This is a genomic window from Streptomyces sp. NPDC002577 (assembly GCF_053594815.1).
The window spans coordinates 367,482-385,665 of sequence record NZ_JBSFWK010000001.1 but is presented as its reverse complement, the minus strand read 5'-3'; the positions used below and the strand labels follow the sequence as shown (position 1 = coordinate 385,665).

The following is an 18,184-nucleotide window of genomic DNA, read 5'->3' as shown; positions in this document are numbered from 1 at the left end:
CGGGGTTCAGTAGCGGTACTGCTGGTTGTAGCCGGTGTCGTAGCCGCCCTGGTCCTGGTGCGGATAGGCCTGCTCCGGCGGGAGTTCACCGCTGTACTGCTGCTGGTCGCCGTCGCGCTGCTGGGGCACCCACACGCCGCCGGGCGGCGTCTCGGTGCCGTATCCGGAAGCCGCGTACGGGTCCTGCGGGTAACCGCCCTGTGCGCCCTGTCCGTACTGCTGCTGGCCGTATGCGTCGTATTGCTGCTGGCCGCCGTACGTGCCCGTCGCGGCGTACGGGTCGGAGTACCCGGTGTACTGCTGCTGACCGCCGTACGTGTCGTACTGCTGCTGGCCGTAACCGGCATAGCCCTCGTAGCCGTAGCCCGCGGTATGCTGCGCGGCCGCGGCGGGCTCGTACGCCGAGGCCGAGCCGCTGTACACGCCGTACTGCCCGGTGTCCTCGGGCATCGGCTGCGGCTCGTACACGTTTGCGTCGTCGCCCTGCCGGTACGTTCCGTCGCCCGGCTGCTGGTACGTTCCGTCGCCGGTGTACGCGTAGGCGAAAGCGCCCTCGTCCGCCTGTGCGGGAGCCGGCGCGTCGGCGTCCGTGTATCCGAAGCCGTGCTCGGCGGGCTCCTCCGCCTCCAGGCCGGACACCTCGAGCGTCGGCTCCTGGCGGGACGGCGGGTCCTCCGTGCGGGACTTGCCGACGACCGGTACGCCCTTGAGCGCCCAGCCGGTCGAGAAGCCGCGGCGGAACGAAAGCGTGACGTATGTCTGTCCGACGGCGAAGGCGATCGCGCCGATGCCGATGACCACCACCGAGGGCATCAGCACACCGAGGACGACCCCGAGGAAGCCGACGAAGGCGAGGAGCCGCCAGCGAAGCCGTGCCTTGTACTGCAGCAGCACCTCGCCGAGCAACCAGAGCGCGACGATGCCGAATGCGATGTAGAGGACCGTCCAGCCCATGTACGCCCCTCTCCCTGCGGCCGCCGCCCCGACGGATGCGGCCGGTCTAGGCCTGTGGGTGGTGCAGGCCCAGATTCTCGTAGATTTCCAGCGTCGCCGTGGAGTTGTTGAGAGTAATGAAGTGCAGTCCCGGGACGCCTTCGCTCAACAGCCTGGCGCAGAACTCCGTTGCGAACTCGATGCCAATGGAGCGTACAGCGGCCGGATCGTCTTTTGCTGTGAGGATCCGCTCTTTCAGAGAGTCCGGGATGACTGCGTTGCTGAGCTGCGGCAGCCGTTCGAGCTGCTTCACGCTGGTGACAGGCATGACCTCCGGGATGATCGGGGTCGTGCAGCCGGCGGCCTCGACCCGGTCCCGCAGACGCAAGTAGGACTCGGGCCGGAAGAACATCTGCGTGATGGCGTAGTCGGCGCCGGCGCGGCACTTGTCGACGAAGTGCTGCACGTCGGTGTCCTCGTCCGCCGAGCGCGGGTGCATCTCGGGGAAGGCGGCGACGCCCACGCAGAAGTCGCCGGACTCCTTGATCAGCCGGACGAGGTCGGCCGCGTAGGTCAGGCCCTGCGGGTGCGGGATCCAGTCGCCCATGGGGTCGCCGGGCGGGTCGCCGCGGACCGCGAGCATGTTCCGGATCCCGGCGTCCGCGTACTGCCCGATGATGTTGCGCAGCTCCGCGATGGAGTGGCTGACCGCGGTGAGGTGGGCGACCGGGGTCAGCGTGGAGTCGGCGGCGATCTGCTCGGTCGCCTTCACGGTGCCGGCGCGCGTGGAGCCGCCCGCACCGTAGGTGACGGAGACGAAACTGGGTGCGACGGCCTCTATGCGGCGCAGCGCGTTCCACAGGTTCCGCTCGCCCTTGGGGGTCTTCGGCGCCCAGAACTCGAACGAGAACGTGGTTTTGCCGGTGGCGAGCATGTCGCGCACGGTGCGTGCGCGATCAGTCCTGGTGGAGGCAGTTCCGAGGGCCATACCGGCAGGTTAGCCAGGCCCCGCCGGTCCCCCAACCGGAGCAGGCCGATTTGACCTTTTTGCCCGACTGTTGTCCACGTATCGGACGGAAGGTGTGATGGTCAGGCCGTCCGTAGCCGCTTCGCGAACTCCGCCGCGGCTTCCGCCGGGTCGTCGGCCTCGGTGATCGCGCGTACGACGACGACGCGGCGGGCACCGGCCTCGAGCACCTCGTCGAGGTTGCTCAGGTCGATCCCGCCGATGGCGAACCACGGCCGGTCGGTGCCGAGCGACGCCGTGTGGCGCACGAGGTCCAGGCCGGGTGCGTGCCGGCCCGGTTTGGTGGGCGTCGGCCAGCACGGGCCCGTGCAGAAGTAGTCCACGCCCTCCTGGACGGCGGCCGCCGCGGCCTCCGACTCGGCGTGCGTCGAGCGGCCGATGAGCACGCGGTCCCCGAGGATCGCGCGGGCCGCGGGGACGGGCAGGTCGCCCTGCCCCAGATGCAGCACGTCGGAGCCGATGGCGTGCGCGACATCCGCACGGTCGTTCACGGCGAGGAGCCTGCCGTGCCGCTGGCACGCGTCGGCGAAGACGGCCAGGTGCTCCAGCTCCTCACCGGCCTCCATGCCCTTGTCGCGCAGCTGCACGATGTCGACACCGTTCTCGAGGACGGCGTCGAGGAACTCCGGGAGGTCCCCCTGGCGCTTGCGCGCGTCGGTGCAGAGGTAGACCCGGGCGTCGGCGAGCTGGGCCCGCAGGGCGGCCTCGGGGGAGGTGGCTGGGTGAGCGGTGTCGTTCATGGCGTGCGTGTCCCCCGTGACGGCGGCGTGTCGGCGTGCGGCGTGGCGGCGATCAGCGTACGGGCCGCGGGCTCCCGGGCCTCGGGCGCGGTGGCCCCGGGCTCGGGCTCGGGAGCCCCCAGGGGTCAGACGGCGAGCGCCTGGGCGCGGCGCTTCACCTCCGTGCCGCGATTCTCACTGAGAGCCTGGGCGGGCGTGCCCGGCAGGCTCGGGTCGGGGGTGAAGAGCCACTCGAGCATCTCTTCGTCGGTGAAGCCGTCGTCCCGCAGGAGCGTCAGGGTGCCGGTCAGGCCCTTGACGACCTTGTCTCCGTCGATGAAGGCGGAGGGCACGTGCAGCGCCCGGTTCTCACCGCGGCGCACCGCGATCAGCTGGCCCTCCTTGACCAGCTGCCGGACACGGGTCACCTCGACACCGAGCATTTCGGCGATGTCGGGGAGAGTGAGCCAGGCGGGGACGAGAGCATCGATGGTTGCGTCAATCTCGGTCACGGGACAAGCCTGCCATCCTCCACTGACACTCGGAAACCGGACGCCTCCCAGCGGGGGCCCGGCGTGCCGGCGGGGGGCGCTTTTGACCGGGGCGTACGGTGCGCCGTCTGCTGCCCGGCGAGGTGGGCGCGTCGCCCGCCTCGCGGGCGCACATGCCGCCACGGCCCCTTACGCCGTCGGGCGTCTGCGGCACAGATGCGGTCGGCGCCTTCACAGCGCAGGGAATCGCCGTGTTCAAGCCGTCGCGGCCTTGAGCGGCCTCGACGGGTCCGCCAGCAGTGCCGCGTCCATTCGGGTCCCCGCCTCGATCAACTTGCGGCCCTGCGCCAGGTCCCGTGGGCGGCCCACCGCCAGGAGCGCGACGAGCCGCTCGTCGCGGAGCCAGCACACCGTCCAGGCGGGCCCGGAGGGGTCGCCGCGCCACACCATCGCGTCCGCGGCGGCATGGTGGCCCGCGTACTGGACGAAACGGCCGAACTGCTCCGACCAGAAGTACGGCACGGGGTCGTACGTCTCGGGGGTCTCCCCGATGATGTTGGCGGCCACCGTGCGCGGCCCCTGCAGGGCGTTGTCCCAGTGGTGGACCATGAGGCGCTCTCCGTACCTTCCCGAAGGGAAGGAGGAGCAGTCGCCGACCGCGTACACGTCGGGCGCCGAGGTCCGCAGACGGTCGTCCGTCACGATCTCGCGGTGACTGCCGAGTACGATCCCCGAGCCCTCGAGCCACCGCGTGGCGGGCCGCGCGCCGATGCCGACGACGACGGCGCCCGCGGGCAGCCGGGTGCCGTCGGCCAGGACGACCGCTCCGGGTTCGATGTGCTCCACGCGCGCGTGGGTGCGCAGTTCCACCCCGGCGTCGGCGTACCACGCCGCCATCGGCGCGGCGACCTCGGCGGGCAGCGCCCCCGCGAGCGGCCGGTCGGCGGCCTCGACCACGGTCACCGCGCAGCCGGCCTCGCGTGCGGCCGTGGCGAACTCCGCGCCGATCCAGCCCGCGCCGACGACCACGATGTCGTGCTGCTCGGCCAGTACGGGCCGCAGCCGCTCGGCGTCGTCCAGGGTGCGCAGCAGATGGACGCCCGGGACGCCCTCCGCGCCGGGGGGCTGAATCGGTTCGGCGCCGGTGGCCACGACCAGCACGTCGTACGGGACGGGCCCCTGCTGTGTGTCCAGCTCGTGGTCGGCCGGCCGCAGCCCGGTGACCTCGCGGCCCAGGTGCAGTTCGAGGCCGAGCGCCTCGAAGTCGATGTCGAAGGCAGAGCCCTCGGCCTTCCCCAGGAGCACGGCCTTGGACAGCGGCGGCCGGTCGTACGGCTGGTGCGGCTCCGCGCCGATCAGCGTGATCTCGCCGCCGAATCCCTGCTCGCGCAGCGCGACAGCGGTCTGGACGCCGGCCATGCCCGCGCCGACGATGACGACGCGGCGCTCCGTCTGCACCTTTGCTGTCCGGCTGCCCGCCGGGGTCTCCTCGATCACGCGATCACCATAATCAACTGACGTTATGTCAGTCAGCGGTCCTGCAGGGCATCCTCTTCGGCCGGCATCTGCTCCACGACGCTCGTCCCGCTGCCGTCCTGCGACTCCCACTCCCAGGTCTCCTCCAGCCGCACCCTGCCGTCCGCCAGCTCGACGACGGCCGACACGCAGTGGCCCGAGGAGGTCGTGCCGTCCCGCTTCAGCTGCACGTACCGGAAGTCGAGGCGGTCGCCTTCACGCGTACCCACCAGATGGCCGCGCACGACATCGCCGCCCGCGTACTCCGCCCAGATCTCACCGTCCTTCTCGTGGTACGCGAACCGGGTCCGCGTACCGACCTGCCCCGGGGCCTGGTCGGCGACCGGAGCGAGGACGAGACCGTCGAGGGACCGAACGGACGGGCGTGCCATGGGTGGAGGCTCCCTTACTGAGGTGCGGAACGAAGAGCTAGGGTGGCCACCGTACTCGCGGGAGCCCGGACGCACCGGGCTGAGAGGGAGGCTGAGACGGCCTCCGACCGTACGAACCTGATCCGGGTCATGCCGGCGAAGGGAGGGGCTCGACGCCCATGCCAGCACGCGATGTGCGCAATTCACCAGAATCAGGCAATCCGCCAGAATCATCCGATACCGGCTCCTCGCCGGACGTCCTTGTGATCGGCGGCGGCATCATCGGGCTCGTCACGGCCTGGCGGGCCGCGCAGCGCGGGCTGTCCACCGCCGTCGTCGACCCCGAGCCGGGGGGCGGGGCCGCCCAGGTGGCCGCGGGCATGCTCGCCGCCGTCACCGAGCTGCACTACGGCGAGCAGACGCTGCTCGGCCTCAACCTCGAGTCCGCGCGCCGCTACCCGGACTTCGCCGCGGAGCTCAGCGAGGCGACCGGACAGGACCTCGGCTACCGCCGGTCGGGCACGCTCGCCGTCGCGCTGGACGCCGACGACCGCGCCCACCTGCGGGAACTGCATGCCCTGCAGCGCCGCTGCGACCTGGAGTCGGAATGGCTCACGGGGCGCGAGTGCCGCCGCCTGGAGCCGATGCTCGCGCCGGGCGTGCGCGGGGGGCTCAGGGTCGACGGCGACCACCAGGTCGATCCGCGGCGCCTCGCCAAGGCGCTCGTGACGGCCTGCGAGCGGGCCGGGGTGGCCTTCCACCGGCTCTGGGCCGAGCGGCTGACGGTGGTACGCGACCGGGCCACCGGAGTCGTCCTCGACGACGGCACCCGGATCGCCGCCGGTCAGGTGGTCCTCGCAGGGGGAAGCCTGAGCGGGGGACTCGGCGGTGTCCCCGACCACGTACTGCCGCCCGTGCGGCCGGTGAAGGGGCAGGTGCTGCGGCTGACGGTGCCGGCGCAGTACGGGCCGTTCCTGAGCCGTACGGTGCGCGCCGTCGTCCGCGGCAGTCAGGTCTACCTCGTGCCGCGCGAGAACGGCGAGCTGGTGGTGGGCGCGACCAGCGAGGAGCTGGGCTGGGACACGACGGTGACCGCCGGCGGCGTGTACGAGCTGCTGCGCGACGCCCACGAGCTGGTGCCCGGCATCACCGAGCTGCCGCTCACCGAGACCCGCGCCGGCCTCAGGCCCGGCTCCCCCGACAACGCGCCGCTGCTCGGCCCGACGGCCCTGCCCGGGCTGCTGCTGGCCACCGGCCACTACCGCAACGGCGTGCTGCTCACACCGGTGACGGGCGACGTGATGGCGCACGCCCTGACGACGGGCGAACTGCCCGAAGAGGCACGCCCTTTCACGCCCGCCCGCTTCGGCCCGCGCATCCCTGTGGCGGAGCCGACGATGCCGGCCACGGAGCCGGCTGTCTTCACGGAGCAGCCCGTATGAGCGGCCCGGTCACCGCACCCATCCGCATCTCGGTCAACGGTGAGCCGCGGGAGGTACCCGCGGGCACCGCACTCGGCCCGCTCGTCGCGACGCTCACCACCGCGCCGTCCGGCGTCGCAGCCGCCCTCAACGAAACCGTCGTCCCGCGCGCGGAGTGGCCCACGACCGCGCTCGCCGAGGGGGACCGCGTCGAGGTCCTCACCGCAGTCCAGGGAGGTTGACCAGACTCATGGCAGACGATCCCTTCGTCATCGGCGGTCTGACTTTCTCATCGCGCCTGATCATGGGCACCGGCGGCGCGCCCAGCCTCGACGTGCTGGAGCGGGCCCTCGTCGCGTCCGGCACGGAGCTGACGACGGTCGCCATGCGCCGCGTCGACCCGGGCGTCCAGGGCTCGGTGCTGTCCGTCCTCGACCGGCTCGGCATCCGCGTACTGCCGAACACGGCGGGCTGCTTCACCGCAGGCGAGGCCGTGCTGACCGCCCGCCTCGCGCGTGAGGCCCTCGGCACCGACCTGGTGAAACTCGAGGTCATCGCCGACGAGCGCACGCTACTGCCCGACCCGGTCGAGCTCCTGGACGCCGCGGAGACGCTCGTCGACGACGGCTTCACCGTCCTGCCGTACACGAACGACGACCCTGTGCTCGCGCGGAAGCTCGAGGACGTCGGCTGCGCGGCGATCATGCCGCTCGGCTCGCCCATCGGGTCGGGCCTCGGCATCCGCAACCCGCACAACTTCCAGCTGATCGTGGAGCACGCACACGTGCCCGTGATCCTGGACGCGGGGGCGGGGACGGCGTCGGACGCGGCGCTGGCGATGGAGCTCGGGTGTGCGGGTGTGATGCTCGCCTCGGCCGTCACCCGCGCCCAGGAGCCGGTACTCATGGCCGAGGCCATGCGGCACGCCGTGGAGGCGGGGCGCCTGGCGCGGCGGGCGGGGCGGATTCCCCGGCGGCACTTCGCCGAGGCGTCTTCTCCCACTGAGGGCCTCGCCAGGCTGGACCCCGAGCGGCCGGCGTTCTAGGCGTGTGGGCAGCGCAACAGTGAGGGTCACAGCTGTGCTGCATTCCCTGCCCGGAATGCCCGCAGCGGATGGGACTGACAGTCCCGGCTCGTAGACTCGCATCCGTGGACACGACCCTTCAGGACCCTCTAGTCGGGCAGATGCTCGACGGCCGGTACCGCATCGACGCCCGTATAGCGGTCGGCGGAATGGCCACGGTCTACCGGGCCGTGGACACCCGCCTCGATCGTGTGCTCGCCGTGAAGGTGATGCACCCGGCGCTGGCCGCCGACGGGTCGTTCGTCGGGCGCTTCATCCGTGAGGCGAAGTCGGTGGCGCGGCTCTCGCACCCCAATGTGGTCGCCGTCTACGACCAGGGCACGGACGGCGCCTACGTCTACCTGGCCATGGAGTACGTCGCCGGCTGCACCCTGCGTGACGTGCTGCGCGAGCGCGGGGCGCTGCAGCCGCGGGCCGCGCTGGACATCCTGGAGCCGGTGCTGGCCGCCCTGGGCGCCGCACACCGCGCCGGGTTCGTGCACCGCGACATGAAGCCGGAGAACGTCCTGATAGGGGACGACGGCCGGGTCAAGGTCGCCGACTTCGGTCTCGTACAGGCCGTGGACACCGTGACCAGCACCACCGGAGCCGTCCTCGGCACCGTCTCGTATCTCGCGCCCGAGCAGATCGAGCACGGCACCGCCGACCCGCGCGTCGACGTCTACGCGTGCGGTGTCGTCCTCTACGAGATGCTGACGGGCGGCAAGCCGCACTCCGGCGATTCCCCGGCCCAGGTGCTCTACCAGCACCTCAACGACGACGTGCCGCCGCCGTCGGCCGCCGTGCCGGGTCTGCCCTTCGCACTCGACGAGCTCGTCGCGTCCGCGACCGCCCGTACGCCCGATGTTCGTCCGCACGACGCGGTGGCACTGCTGGCGGCGGTCCGGGAGGCACGGGCCGGGCTCACCGACGAGCAGCTGGACGCGGTGCCCCCGGGGGCCCGCGGCGGGGGGCAGGACGCGCGCGACATCTCCGGCGACCGTACGAGCGTGATCGCCCGCGGGCTGTCCGTGCCCCGGCCCCTGCCCGTCCATGAGGACAACCCCGGCGAGGCCGTACTCAACCGCACGAGCCGGTTCGAGAGCGCGCCTCCGGCCGCTCCACGGCGGACGCGAAGCGGACGGCGCGGCCTGCTCGCGGTGATCGCCGCAGTGCTGCTGGCGCTGGGGCTCGGTGCCGGCGTCTGGTACATCAACTCCGGCCAGTTCACGAAGGTGCCGCCCCTGCTGACGAAGACGGAGGCCCAGGCCAGGGCGCGGCTCGCGGACGCCGGTCTCGAGGTGACCGGCGTCAAGCACCGGTACAGCGACACCATCACGCGCGGCACCGTCATCGGCAGCGACCCCACGGCCGGTGCGCGCATCCGTCGTCACGACGGCGTGACGCTGATCATCTCGCTGGGCCCGGAGACCGTGAAGGTCCCCGATCTGCAGGGCCTGCCGCTGGCGAAGGCCAAGTCGGAACTGAAGGACGCCGGGCTCGAGCCGGGCATGGTCACCCGGGTGTTCAGCCAGGAGATCGAAAAGGGCTCCGTGATCAGTACGGATCCGGAGACGGGCACCGTGCGCAGGGCCGGCTCGGCCGTCGCGCTGACCGTCAGCAAGGGCAGGCCCGTGGACGTGCCCGACGTCACGGGCGAGTCCGTCGAGGAGGCGACCGCCGACCTGGAGGCCGAGGGCCTGAAGGCCGAGATCGCCTCGGCCCGGGTCAATTCCGAGTTCGACGCGGGCATGGTCGCCACGCAGTCCCCGACCGCGGACCGCCAGGTCGCGCAGGGCGACACGATCACGCTCACGATCTCCAAGGGCCCGGTGATGGTCGAGGTCCCCGACGTGGTCGGCGACAACGTCGACGACGCCCGGCAGAAGCTCGAGGACGCCGGCTTCCAGGTCGAGGAGGACCGCGGACTGTTCGGGCTCTTCGGCGACACGGTCAAGAGCCAGTCGGTGAAGGGTGGCGACAAGGCCCCCAAGGGGTCGACGATCACCGTCAAGATCGGCTGAGGACGGCACGCCCGGGGTCGGCCCCGGGTTTTCCGCAGCCATCCCCTGCCGGAGCGCCCCCGGCCTCGTGACACCCTGAGGGGTGTGACAAGCCAGCAGTCCCGCAATCCCGTCGGCAGCCATGTCCCCGTGGCCGGCGGCCTGTCCACCATCGGTCTGTCGTACGCGCACGAGATCGGCGCCGAGACCGTCCAGGTCTTCGTCGCCAATCCGCGCGGCTGGGCGACACCCGTTGGCAACCCGAGGCAGGACGAGGAGTTCCGTGCGGCCTGCGCCGCCGGGTCGATCCCTGCGTATGTGCACGCCCCGTATCTGATCAACTTCGGTTCGCACACCGAGGCGACCGTCGAGCGGTCCGTGGAGTCGCTGCGGCACTCGCTGCGCCGCGGCCGCGAGATCGGCGCACTGGGCGTTGTCGTGCACACCGGCTCGGCGACCGGCGGCCGGGAGCGCGTGGTGGCGCTCAAGCAGGTGCGCGAGCACATGCTGCCGCTCCTGGACGAGCTGACCCACGACGACGATCCGTACCTCCTGCTGGAGTCCACCGCGGGCCAGGGCGCCTCGCTGTGCTCCCGGACCTGGGACTTCGGCCCGTACTTCGAGGCTCTCGACGCCCACCCGAAGCTCGGGATCTGCCTGGACACCTGCCACATCTTCGCGGCGGGCCACGACCTGACCGGCCCCAGCGGGATGAAGCAGACTCTCGACCTCCTCGTGGACACGGTCGGCGAGGGACGTCTCCGGCTCATCCACGCCAATGACTCCAAGGATGTGGTCGGCGCCCACAAGGACCGTCACGAGAACATCGGCAGCGGCCACATAGGCGAGGACCCGTTCCGCGAACTGTTCAGCCATCCCGCGACGGAGGGCGTGCCGCTGGTCATCGAGACACCGGGCCGCAAGGAGGGCCACGCGGCGGACGTGGCGCGTCTGAAGAAGCTCAGGGACGGCTGACCGGTCCGAGCGCCGGTGAAGGACCGGCGGTGAGTCAGAGCTCGGGGCCGTCCCCGGGCTCCTCCTGGTACGAGTAGCGCTGCTCTCGCCAGGGATCGCCGATGTTGTGGTAGCCGCGCTCCTCCCAGAAGCCGCGCCGGTCGGCGGTCATGTACTCCACGCCGCGGACCCACTTGGGCCCCTTCCAGGCGTACAGATGGGGCACGACGAGCCGCAGCGGAAAGCCGTGCTCGGCGGTGAGGAGCTCACCGTCCTTGTGCGTCGCGAAGATCGTCCGGTCGGACATGAAGTCGGACAGCCGCAGGTTCGAGCTGAAGCCGTACTCGGCCCAGACCATCACATGGGTGACGTTCGGCGCCGGCGGCGCGAGCTCCAGAATGGTCGTCGCCGGGACCCCGCCCCATTCGGCACCGAGCATGCTGAACTTCGTGACGCAGTGCAGATCGGCCACGACCGTCGCGTACGGAAGGGCCGAGAACTCCTCGTGCGTCCAACAGTGCTTGTCCCCGTCGGCGGTGGCGCCGAAGACCCGGAACTCCCAGCGCTCGGGCCGGAACTTGGGTACGGGTCCGTAGTGCGTGACCGGCCAGCCCCTCTGCAGTCGCTGTCCCGGCGGCAGCTCGGACTGCACTGCTTCCCGAGATTCGCGACCCGACGGATGACCCATGCCTCCATCCTGACAGACCCGAGGGAGTGCATTTGACCAGCCTGACGCCCATTCCGGACAACTAACACTAAGCCTGTACTTACTGGACGACCCATCGTGGCGGTGCAAGGATGCGCGCCATCTGCCCAGTCACGCACTTGGAAGGAGCCTCTGCGATGCAGGGCGACCCCGAGGTCATCGAATTCCTCAATGAGCAGCTGACCGGCGAGCTCACGGCGATCAACCAGTACTTCCTGCACGCGAAGATGCAGGAGAACTACGGCTGGACGAAGCTCGCGAAGTACACCCGGGCCGAGTCGTTCGACGAGATGAAGCACGCGGAGGTGCTCACCGACCGGATCATCTTTCTCGAGGGCCTGCCCAACTACCAGCGGCTCTTCCATGTGCGCGTGGGGCAGACCGTCACGGAGATGTTCCAGGCGGACCGGCAGATCGAGGTGGAGGCGATCGACCGCCTGAAGCGCGGGGTCGAGGTGATGCGCTCCAAGGGCGACATCACGTCTGCAAACATCTTCGAGTCGATCCTCGCGGACGAGGAGCACCACATCGACTATCTGGACACGCAGCTGGAGCTGGTCGACAAGCTCGGCGAGGCGCTCTACATCGCGCAGGTCATCGAGCAGCCGGAGAGCTAGAGCGAGACCTGGAACGGGGCCGGGCAGCCCAACGCGGGCGCATCAGCAGAAAGGGTTCTCCGACCCGGGATCCGGTCATCGGAGGGGGGCCATACCCGCAGGCCCGCCTGCTCGGGTCACCTACGCCGCGTCCTCGAGCGGCCGGCCGAGGACCGGCTCCGCGGCCAGCGCGGCGGCGGCGTCGCCCTGTTCCACCAGCTCGCGGCGCGGGCACGCGCCCCGGCCGAGCAGCGCCTGGATGCGGCGCACGCACGAGCCGCAGTCCGTGCCCGCCTTGCAGGCCGACGCTATCTGGCGGGGGGTGCAGGCACCGTCCTCCGCGTGCTTCTTCACCTGCGCCTCGGTCACACCGAAGCAGTTGCAGACGTACACGCGGTTCACCTCCCCGGTGATCTCGGGATCGCTGGTAATGCCGTCCCGATTCCCTCGGTGAGGCTAACCTAACCTTACCCGGGACCCTGAGAGCGCAAAAGCCCCGGAAGCGCCGGTGGGGCGCGGATCACATCATTCGGATCCGCGCCCCACCCTGCGTAGAAGACCGCTTACTGGTCCCGGTACATCTCGGCGACCAGGAAGGCCAGGTCCAGCGACTGGCTGCGGTTGAGCCGCGGGTCGCAGGCCGTCTCGTAGCGCTGGTGCAGATCGTCGACGAAGATCTCGTCGCCGCCGCCCACGCACTCGGTGACGTCGTCGCCGGTCAGCTCCACGTGGATGCCGCCCGGGTGGGTGCCGAGGCCCTTGTGGACCTCGAAGAAGCCCTTGACCTCGTCGAGCACGTCGTCGAAACGGCGCGTCTTGTGGCCGGAGGCCGCCTCGAACGTGTTGCCGTGCATCGGGTCGGTGACCCAGGCGACGGTCGCACCCGACGCGGTGACCTTCTCGACCAGCTCGGGCAGCTTGTCGCGGACCTTGTCGGCGCCCATGCGGACGATGAAGGTCAGCCGGCCCGGCTCGCGGTCGGGGTCGAGACGCTCGATGTACTGCAGCGCCTCCTCGGCCGTCGTGGTCGGGCCGAGCTTGATGCCGATCGGGTTGCGGATCTTCGAGGCGAACTCGATGTGCGCATGGTCGAGCTGACGCGTGCGCTCACCGATCCAGACCATGTGGCCGGAGACGTCGTACAGATGGCCCGTACGGGAGTCGACACGGGTCAGCGCCGACTCGTAGTCGAGCAGCAGCGCCTCGTGCGAGGCGTAGAACTCGACGGTCTTGAACTCCTCCGGGTCCGTGCCGCAGGCCCGCATGAAGTTCAGCGCGTTGTCGATCTCGCGCGCCAGCTGCTCGTAGCGCTGGCCCGACGGGGACGACTTCACGAAGTCCTGGTTCCAGGCGTGCACCTGGCGCAGGTCGGCGTAACCGCCGGTGGTGAAGGCGCGCACCAGGTTCAGCGTCGAGGCGGATGCGTTGTACATCCGCTTCAGCCGCTCGGGGTCCGGGATGCGGGCGGCCTCGGTGAAGTCGAAGCCGTTGACGGAGTCGCCGCGGTACGTCGGCAGCGTCACGCCGTCGCGGGTCTCGGTCGGCTTGGAGCGCGGCTTGGAGTACTGGCCGGCGATCCGGCCGACCTTCACGACCGGCACCGAGGCGGCGTACGTCAGCACGGCGCCCATCTGGAGCAGGGTCTTGAGCTTGTTGCGGATGTGGTCGGCGGACACGCCGTCGAAGGCCTCGGCGCAGTCGCCGCCCTGGAGGAGGAACGCCTCGCCCTTGGCGACGGCTCCCATCCGGGCGCGCAGCTGGTCGCACTCGCCTGCGAAGACGAGCGGCGGATACGACTCGAGCTCCGCGACGACGTCGCGCAGAGCCTCGGCATCGGGGTACTCGGGCTGCTGCGCCGCGGGAAGGTCTCGCCAGGTGTTGCCACCGTCAGCGGTGGACTTAGCGTTCACGGTCACGTCCCCCACATTACGGGGTCGTGTCGGGCGCCCCCGACTCCGCTCAGCAAGTGAGACGGTGTGCGCTCGTTCGACGACACCCCGAAGCGGCGGGAGACGGGGATCCAGCTGCGTGTACGGGGTGCGGTGGGCCCGTCCGCGCGACGCGGCGCGGCGCGCGTGCATCGGGTAGGGTGCCGCTCATGTTCGCGCACACGACCCAGAACTGGTGGTGGACCGCTCACTCGGCGGCCCACTGACTGCGCGTACTCGAAGACTCGCGAAGGCCGCCCGAGGGGCGGCCTTCGGTGTTTCCACGGGCCGTTCCTCCCCACCTGGACCCTAGGGAAGGAACACCGCCGTGGACCTGCACAGACTGCTCGACACCGACTGCCCGCCCTTCGCCCTGCTGCGCCGCCGCACCCCGGGCCGTGACCACGACACCGTCGAGATGCTGCTCGGCCCGGTCCGCGAGGTCGAGCGCCTGGCCGACATCCCCGTGGGCGACCGGCCGTCGCTCGCTCTCGTCCCGTTCCGGCAGATCCACGAGCGCGGCTTCGACGTGACGGACGACGGCACCCCGCTCGCGGTGCTGACCGCCGAGGAGACGTACGAGCTGCCGCTCGCCGAGGCCCTGTTGCGGCTGCCCGCCCATGACGTGCGCGTCGAGGGCGGGGCCTTCGACGTGGCCGACGAGGAGTACGCGGAGATCGTCGACCGGGTGCTGCGCGAGGAGATCGGCCGGGGCGAGGGCGCGAACTTCGTGATCCGCCGGACGTACGAGGGCGAGATCCCGGGCTTCAGCAGGGCCGACGCGCTCGCGCTGTTCCGGCGGCTGCTGGTCGGCGAGCGCGGCGCGTACTGGACGTTCGTCGTGCACACCGGCGACCGGACGCTCGTCGGGGCCAGCCCGGAGGTGCATGTCCGGATGTCCGGCGGCACTGTCGTGATGAACCCGATCAGCGGGACGTACCGGTACCCGGCCGAGGGGCCGACCGCCGAGAGCTTGCTGGAGTTCCTCGCCGACGGCAAGGAGATCGAGGAGCTCTCGATGGTCGTCGACGAGGAGCTCAAGATGATGTGCACGGTCGGCGACATGGGCGGTGTCGTCATCGGGCCGCGGCTGAAGGAGATGGCCCATCTCGCGCACACCGAGTACGAGTTGCGCGGGCGGTCGTCCCTGGATGTGCGCGAGGTCCTGAAGGAGACGATGTTCGCGGCGACCGTCACCGGGTCGCCGGTGCAGAACGCGTGCCGGGTCATCGAGCGCCATGAGGTGGGTGGGCGCGGCTACTACGCGGGCGCCCTCGCCCTGATCGGCCGGGACGCGGGGGGAGCGCAGACCCTCGACTCCCCCATCCTCATCCGCACTGCCGACATCGACCCCGCCGGGCGGCTGCGGGTCCCGGTCGGCGCGACCCTCGTACGCGGCTCCGACCCGATGAGCGAGGTCGCCGAGACGCATGCCAAGGCGGCGGGGGTGCTGACCGCCCTCGGGGTGCGGCCGGGACGGCCGCGCGAGGAGCGGGAGCGGCCGGTGCTGGCGGACGACCCGCGCGTCCAGGCGGCGCTCGACGGCCGCCGGGCCGGTCTCGCGCCGTTCTGGCTGCGGATGCAGGAGAAATCGGCGGCCCTGGAGGGGCACGCGCTGGTCGTGGACGGCGAGGACACCTTCACGGCGATGCTCGCGCATGTGCTGTGCGCGTCGGGCCTGGAGGTGACGGTGCGGCGGTACGACGAGCCGGGGCTGCGCGCCGCGGTGCTCGCCCACGAGGGCCCGCTGGTCCTCGGCCCCGGGCCCGGCGATCCGGGCGACACCGGCGACCCCAAGATGCGGTTCCTGCGGGCGCTCACCGCCGAGGTCATCGGGAGCCACCGGCACGGGCTCCTGGGCGTCTGCCTCGGCCATGAGCTGATCGCCGCCGAGCTGGGCCTTCAGATCGTACGGAAGGAGGTGCCGTACCAGGGCGCGCAGACGGACATCGACCTCTTCGGGCGCCGCGAGACCGTCGGTTTCTACAACAGCTTCGTGGCGGCCTGTGACGACGACGCGGCGCTGGAGCTGTCGGCGCACGGCATCGAGGTCAGCCGGGACACGGCCACGGGCGAGGTGCACGCGCTGCGCGGAAACGGCTTCGCCGGGCTGCAGTTCCACCCCGAGTCGGTGCTGTCGCTGCGCGGGGCGGCGATCGTGCGGGAGCTGATGGGTCAGCTCTTGGGTGCGGACGGCACGAGGACGTTGTCGGAGCGGCGGCCCGCCTTGTAGTCGAGGACGTTCTCGAGCGTGGTCTCGATGATCTGGCCGACGGCGTCCTCCGTGTAGTACGCCTGGTGCGAGCTGACCAGCACGTTCGGGAAGGTCACGAGGCGGGCCAGGGTGTCGTCCGCGACGATCTCCAGGGACTTGTCGAGGAAGAACAGCCCTGCCTCCGCCTCGTAGACATCGAGGCCGATGCCCGTGAAGCGGCCTTTGCGCACCTCGTCGACGAGGGCCCGGGAGTCGATGAGGCCGCCGCGGCTGGAGTTCACCAGGATCACGTCGTCCTTCATGCTCTTCAGGGCCGCCGCGTCGATGAGGTTCCGGGTCGCGGGCAGCAGCGGTACGTGCAGGCTGATCAGGTCGGCCTCGGCGAAGAGCCGCTCCTTCTCGACGTAGTTCATGCCGAGCTCGACGCAGGCGGGGTTCTCGGCGACGTCCCAGCCGAGGAGGTTCATGCCGAAGCCGTGCGCGATCCTTGCGAAGGCCTCGCCGATCTTGCCGGTGCCGAGCACCCCGACGGTGCGGCCGTGCATGTCGCGGCCCATCAGGCCGTCCAGCCGGAAGTCGAAGTCGCGGGTGCGGGTGGAGGCGCGGACGATGCGCCGGTTGATCGCCATCGCCAGCGTCCAGGCGAACTCCGCGACCGAGTACGGCGAGTAGTACGAGACGCGGGCCACGGTCATGCCGAGGCGCTCGGCGACCTCCAGGTCGATGTTGTTGAAGCCGGTGGAGCGCTGGGCGATCATCTGCGTTCCGCCGGCGGCGAGGGTCTGCAGGACGCGGTTGTTCAGATCGGCGTTGACACTCGTCGAGATGATCTCGTGGCCGGCCGCGATGGGGGCGGTGTCCTCGTTGAGGAAGACATCGAGGCACCGGATGTCGTGGTGCCCCGCGAACGCCTTCTCGATCAGCGGCTTCTCATCGGACTGCACCCCGAAAGCAATGATTTCCACGACTTCTCCGGTATTGCTTGGCTATGGGCCGATATCGCGAATATACGGCCCACAGCCCAGGCCTGCCGCGCGAACGGAGAGCGCCCCAGGTCAGCCGAAGAACACTCCGACCTCCTCGTACAGCTTCGGGTCCACCGTCTTCAGCTTGGCCGTCGCCTCCGAGAGCGGGACGCGGACGATGTCCGTGCCGCGCAGGGCGACCATCGTGCCGAAGTCGCCGTCGCGCACGGCGTCGATCGCGTGCAGCCCGAAGCGGGTGGCGAGCCAGCGGTCGAAGGCGCTGGGGGTGCCGCCACGCTGGACGTGGCCCAGCACGGTCGTACGGGCCTCCTTGCCGGTGCGCTGCTCGATCTCCTTCGCCAGCCACTCGCCGACACCCGAGAGCCGCACATGCCCGAAGGAGTCGAGCGAGCCGTCCTTGAGCACCGCGTCGCCGTCCTTGGGCATGGCCCCCTCGGCGACGACCACGATCGGCGCGTACGACGCCTTGAAGCGGGAGGTGACCCAGGCGCAGACCTGGTCGACGTCGAAGCGCTGCTCGGGGATGAGGATCACGTTGGCGCCGCCGGCGAGGCCCGAGTGCAGCGCGATCCAGCCCGCGTGACGGCCCATCACCTCGACGACGAGCACGCGCATGTGGGACTCGGCCGTGGTGTGCAGACGGTCGATCGCCTCGGTGGCGATGCCGACGGCCGTGTCGAAACCGAAGGTGTAGTCGGTGGCGGACAGGTCGTTGTCGATGGTCTTCGGTACGCCGACGCAGTTGATGCCGTACTCGCCGGCGAGGCGCGCCGCGACACCCAGGGTGTCCTCGCCGCCGATCGTGATCAGGGCGTCCACCTCGTACTTCGCGAGGTTCTCCCGGATCCGGCGGATGCCGTTCTCCTCCTTGAGGGGATTGGTGCGCGACGAGCCGAGGATGGTGCCGCCCCGGGGGAGAATGCCGCGCACGGCGGGGATGCCGAGCGGGATGATGTCGCCATCCAGCGGACCGCGCCAGCCGTCGCGGAAGCCGGTGAAGTCGTAGCCGTACTCCTGCACGCCCTTGCGGACGATGCCCCGGATGACGGCGTTGAGCCCGGGGCAGTCGCCGCCCCCGGTCAGTACTCCGACCCGCATGGAAATGTCCCTTCGCTCCGAATTGAGCCGATGCAGGCCACGCTAATGGTGACCCACGTCACTCCGGGACAGGGCGGCGCGTCAATTCCGGTGAATCATCGAGGAGTTGATCGAAAACCTTTCACTCTAACGAGTGTCTTGCGGCACGGGTGCAGGAT

Annotated in this window: 19 protein-coding genes and 1 riboswitch; of the genes, 8 read left to right on the top strand and 11 right to left on the bottom strand. The window is 70.6% G+C overall.

Annotated features, from left to right (window positions below; translation table 11 throughout):
* Nucleotides 1-6: 6 nt before the first annotated feature.
* From ACWD4J_RS01785 to ACWD4J_RS01760, 6 genes are all read right to left on the bottom strand, one after another.
* Complete coding sequence (locus ACWD4J_RS01785; protein WP_451393268.1) at nucleotides 7-954, bottom strand: SCO2102 family sporulation regulator; 948 nt, start codon at nucleotides 952-954, stop codon at nucleotides 7-9.
* 46 nt (nucleotides 955-1,000) lie between these two features.
* Nucleotides 1,001-1,921 (bottom strand): methylenetetrahydrofolate reductase [NAD(P)H], encoded by a 921-nt coding sequence (metF, locus tag ACWD4J_RS01780; RefSeq protein WP_451393267.1) that lies wholly within the window; start codon nucleotides 1,919-1,921, stop codon nucleotides 1,001-1,003.
* Nucleotides 1,922-2,022: 101 nt separating this feature from the next.
* Nucleotides 2,023-2,700, bottom strand: coding sequence for a thiamine phosphate synthase (gene thiE / locus ACWD4J_RS01775; protein WP_451393266.1), 678 nt, complete (start codon nucleotides 2,698-2,700; stop codon nucleotides 2,023-2,025).
* 125 nt (nucleotides 2,701-2,825) lie between these two features.
* On the bottom strand, nucleotides 2,826-3,191 hold the full coding sequence (locus ACWD4J_RS01770) for an Rv2175c family DNA-binding protein (protein WP_451393265.1): 366 nt from the start codon (nucleotides 3,189-3,191) through the stop codon (nucleotides 2,826-2,828).
* Nucleotides 3,192-3,425: 234 nt separating this feature from the next.
* Entirely contained in the window at nucleotides 3,426-4,589 is a 1,164-nt protein-coding gene (locus tag ACWD4J_RS01765; protein ID WP_451393599.1) for an NAD(P)/FAD-dependent oxidoreductase, read from the bottom strand.
* A gap of 110 nt (nucleotides 4,590-4,699) precedes the next feature.
* Nucleotides 4,700-5,077 carry a hypothetical protein gene (locus ACWD4J_RS01760; RefSeq protein WP_451393264.1) on the bottom strand — a complete coding sequence of 126 codons (378 nt, stop codon included), beginning with the start codon at nucleotides 5,075-5,077 and terminating at the stop codon, nucleotides 4,700-4,702.
* 47 nt (nucleotides 5,078-5,124) lie between these two features.
* A riboswitch (TPP riboswitch) is annotated at nucleotides 5,125-5,238 on the top strand.
* On the opposite strand from ACWD4J_RS01760, the gene thiO reads away from it, so the two are divergent.
* The 5 genes from thiO (at nucleotide 5,236) to ACWD4J_RS01735 (ending at nucleotide 10,518) form a co-directional block, all read left to right on the top strand.
* The gene (gene thiO / locus ACWD4J_RS01755; protein WP_451393263.1) at nucleotides 5,236-6,498 is read left to right on the top strand and encodes a glycine oxidase ThiO; all 1,263 of its coding nucleotides are present in this window, start codon (nucleotides 5,236-5,238) and stop codon (nucleotides 6,496-6,498) included. It overlaps the preceding riboswitch by 3 nt.
* Entirely contained in the window at nucleotides 6,495-6,719 is a 225-nt protein-coding gene (gene thiS, locus ACWD4J_RS01750) for a sulfur carrier protein ThiS (protein WP_451393262.1), read from the top strand. The genes thiO and thiS overlap by 4 nt, the downstream gene beginning before the upstream one ends.
* 8 nt (nucleotides 6,720-6,727) lie before the next feature.
* Nucleotides 6,728-7,522 (top strand): thiazole synthase, encoded by a 795-nt coding sequence (locus ACWD4J_RS01745; RefSeq protein WP_451393261.1) that lies wholly within the window; start codon nucleotides 6,728-6,730, stop codon nucleotides 7,520-7,522.
* Between the two features lie 104 nt (nucleotides 7,523-7,626).
* A complete protein-coding gene (gene pknB, locus ACWD4J_RS01740; RefSeq protein WP_451393260.1) occupies nucleotides 7,627-9,564 on the top strand; it encodes a Stk1 family PASTA domain-containing Ser/Thr kinase in 1,938 nt (645 codons plus the stop codon).
* Between the two features lie 84 nt (nucleotides 9,565-9,648).
* Nucleotides 9,649-10,518, top strand: coding sequence for a deoxyribonuclease IV (locus tag ACWD4J_RS01735; protein ID WP_451393259.1), 870 nt, complete (start codon nucleotides 9,649-9,651; stop codon nucleotides 10,516-10,518).
* Nucleotides 10,519-10,552: 34 nt separating this feature from the next.
* Here the strand turns inward: ACWD4J_RS01735 and ACWD4J_RS01730 are convergent, their stop codons facing one another.
* Nucleotides 10,553-11,185, bottom strand: coding sequence for a sulfite oxidase-like oxidoreductase (locus ACWD4J_RS01730; protein WP_451393258.1), 633 nt, complete (start codon nucleotides 11,183-11,185; stop codon nucleotides 10,553-10,555).
* Nucleotides 11,186-11,340: 155 nt separating this feature from the next.
* Here ACWD4J_RS01730 and bfr point away from each other — a divergent pair, with 155 nt between their 5' ends.
* Nucleotides 11,341-11,820 carry a bacterioferritin gene (bfr, locus tag ACWD4J_RS01725; protein ID WP_451393257.1) on the top strand — a complete coding sequence of 160 codons (480 nt, stop codon included), beginning with the start codon at nucleotides 11,341-11,343 and terminating at the stop codon, nucleotides 11,818-11,820.
* A gap of 120 nt (nucleotides 11,821-11,940) precedes the next feature.
* Here bfr and ACWD4J_RS01720 read toward each other — a convergent pair whose 3' ends face one another.
* Together ACWD4J_RS01720 and ACWD4J_RS01715 are read right to left on the bottom strand one after the other, a co-directional pair.
* Nucleotides 11,941-12,201, bottom strand: coding sequence for a (2Fe-2S)-binding protein (locus ACWD4J_RS01720; protein ID WP_451393256.1), 261 nt, complete (start codon nucleotides 12,199-12,201; stop codon nucleotides 11,941-11,943).
* Nucleotides 12,202-12,362: 161 nt separating this feature from the next.
* Nucleotides 12,363-13,715, bottom strand: coding sequence for a class II 3-deoxy-7-phosphoheptulonate synthase (locus tag ACWD4J_RS01715; protein WP_451393255.1), 1,353 nt, complete (start codon nucleotides 13,713-13,715; stop codon nucleotides 12,363-12,365).
* Nucleotides 13,716-13,897: 182 nt separating this feature from the next.
* On the opposite strand from ACWD4J_RS01715, the gene ACWD4J_RS01710 reads away from it, so the two are divergent.
* Together ACWD4J_RS01710 and ACWD4J_RS01705 are read left to right on the top strand one after the other, a co-directional pair.
* Nucleotides 13,898-13,954, top strand: a complete 57-nt coding sequence (locus ACWD4J_RS01710) for a trp operon leader peptide (protein WP_451393598.1) — start codon at nucleotides 13,898-13,900, stop codon at nucleotides 13,952-13,954.
* 101 nt (nucleotides 13,955-14,055) lie between these two features.
* A complete protein-coding gene (locus tag ACWD4J_RS01705; RefSeq protein ID WP_451393254.1) occupies nucleotides 14,056-15,960 on the top strand; it encodes an anthranilate synthase family protein in 1,905 nt (634 codons plus the stop codon).
* On the opposite strand, the gene ACWD4J_RS01700 is transcribed toward ACWD4J_RS01705, so the two are convergent.
* Nucleotides 15,903-16,907, bottom strand: a complete 1,005-nt coding sequence (locus tag ACWD4J_RS01700) for a 2-hydroxyacid dehydrogenase (protein ID WP_451393253.1) — start codon at nucleotides 16,905-16,907, stop codon at nucleotides 15,903-15,905. The two genes, ACWD4J_RS01705 and ACWD4J_RS01700, sit on opposite strands and share 58 nt — an antisense overlap.
* A 90-nt stretch (nucleotides 16,908-16,997) precedes the next feature.
* The gene (locus ACWD4J_RS01695; RefSeq protein WP_451393252.1) at nucleotides 16,998-18,026 is read right to left on the bottom strand and encodes a 6-phosphofructokinase; all 1,029 of its coding nucleotides are present in this window, start codon (nucleotides 18,024-18,026) and stop codon (nucleotides 16,998-17,000) included.
* Nucleotides 18,027-18,184 lie beyond the last annotated feature (158 nt).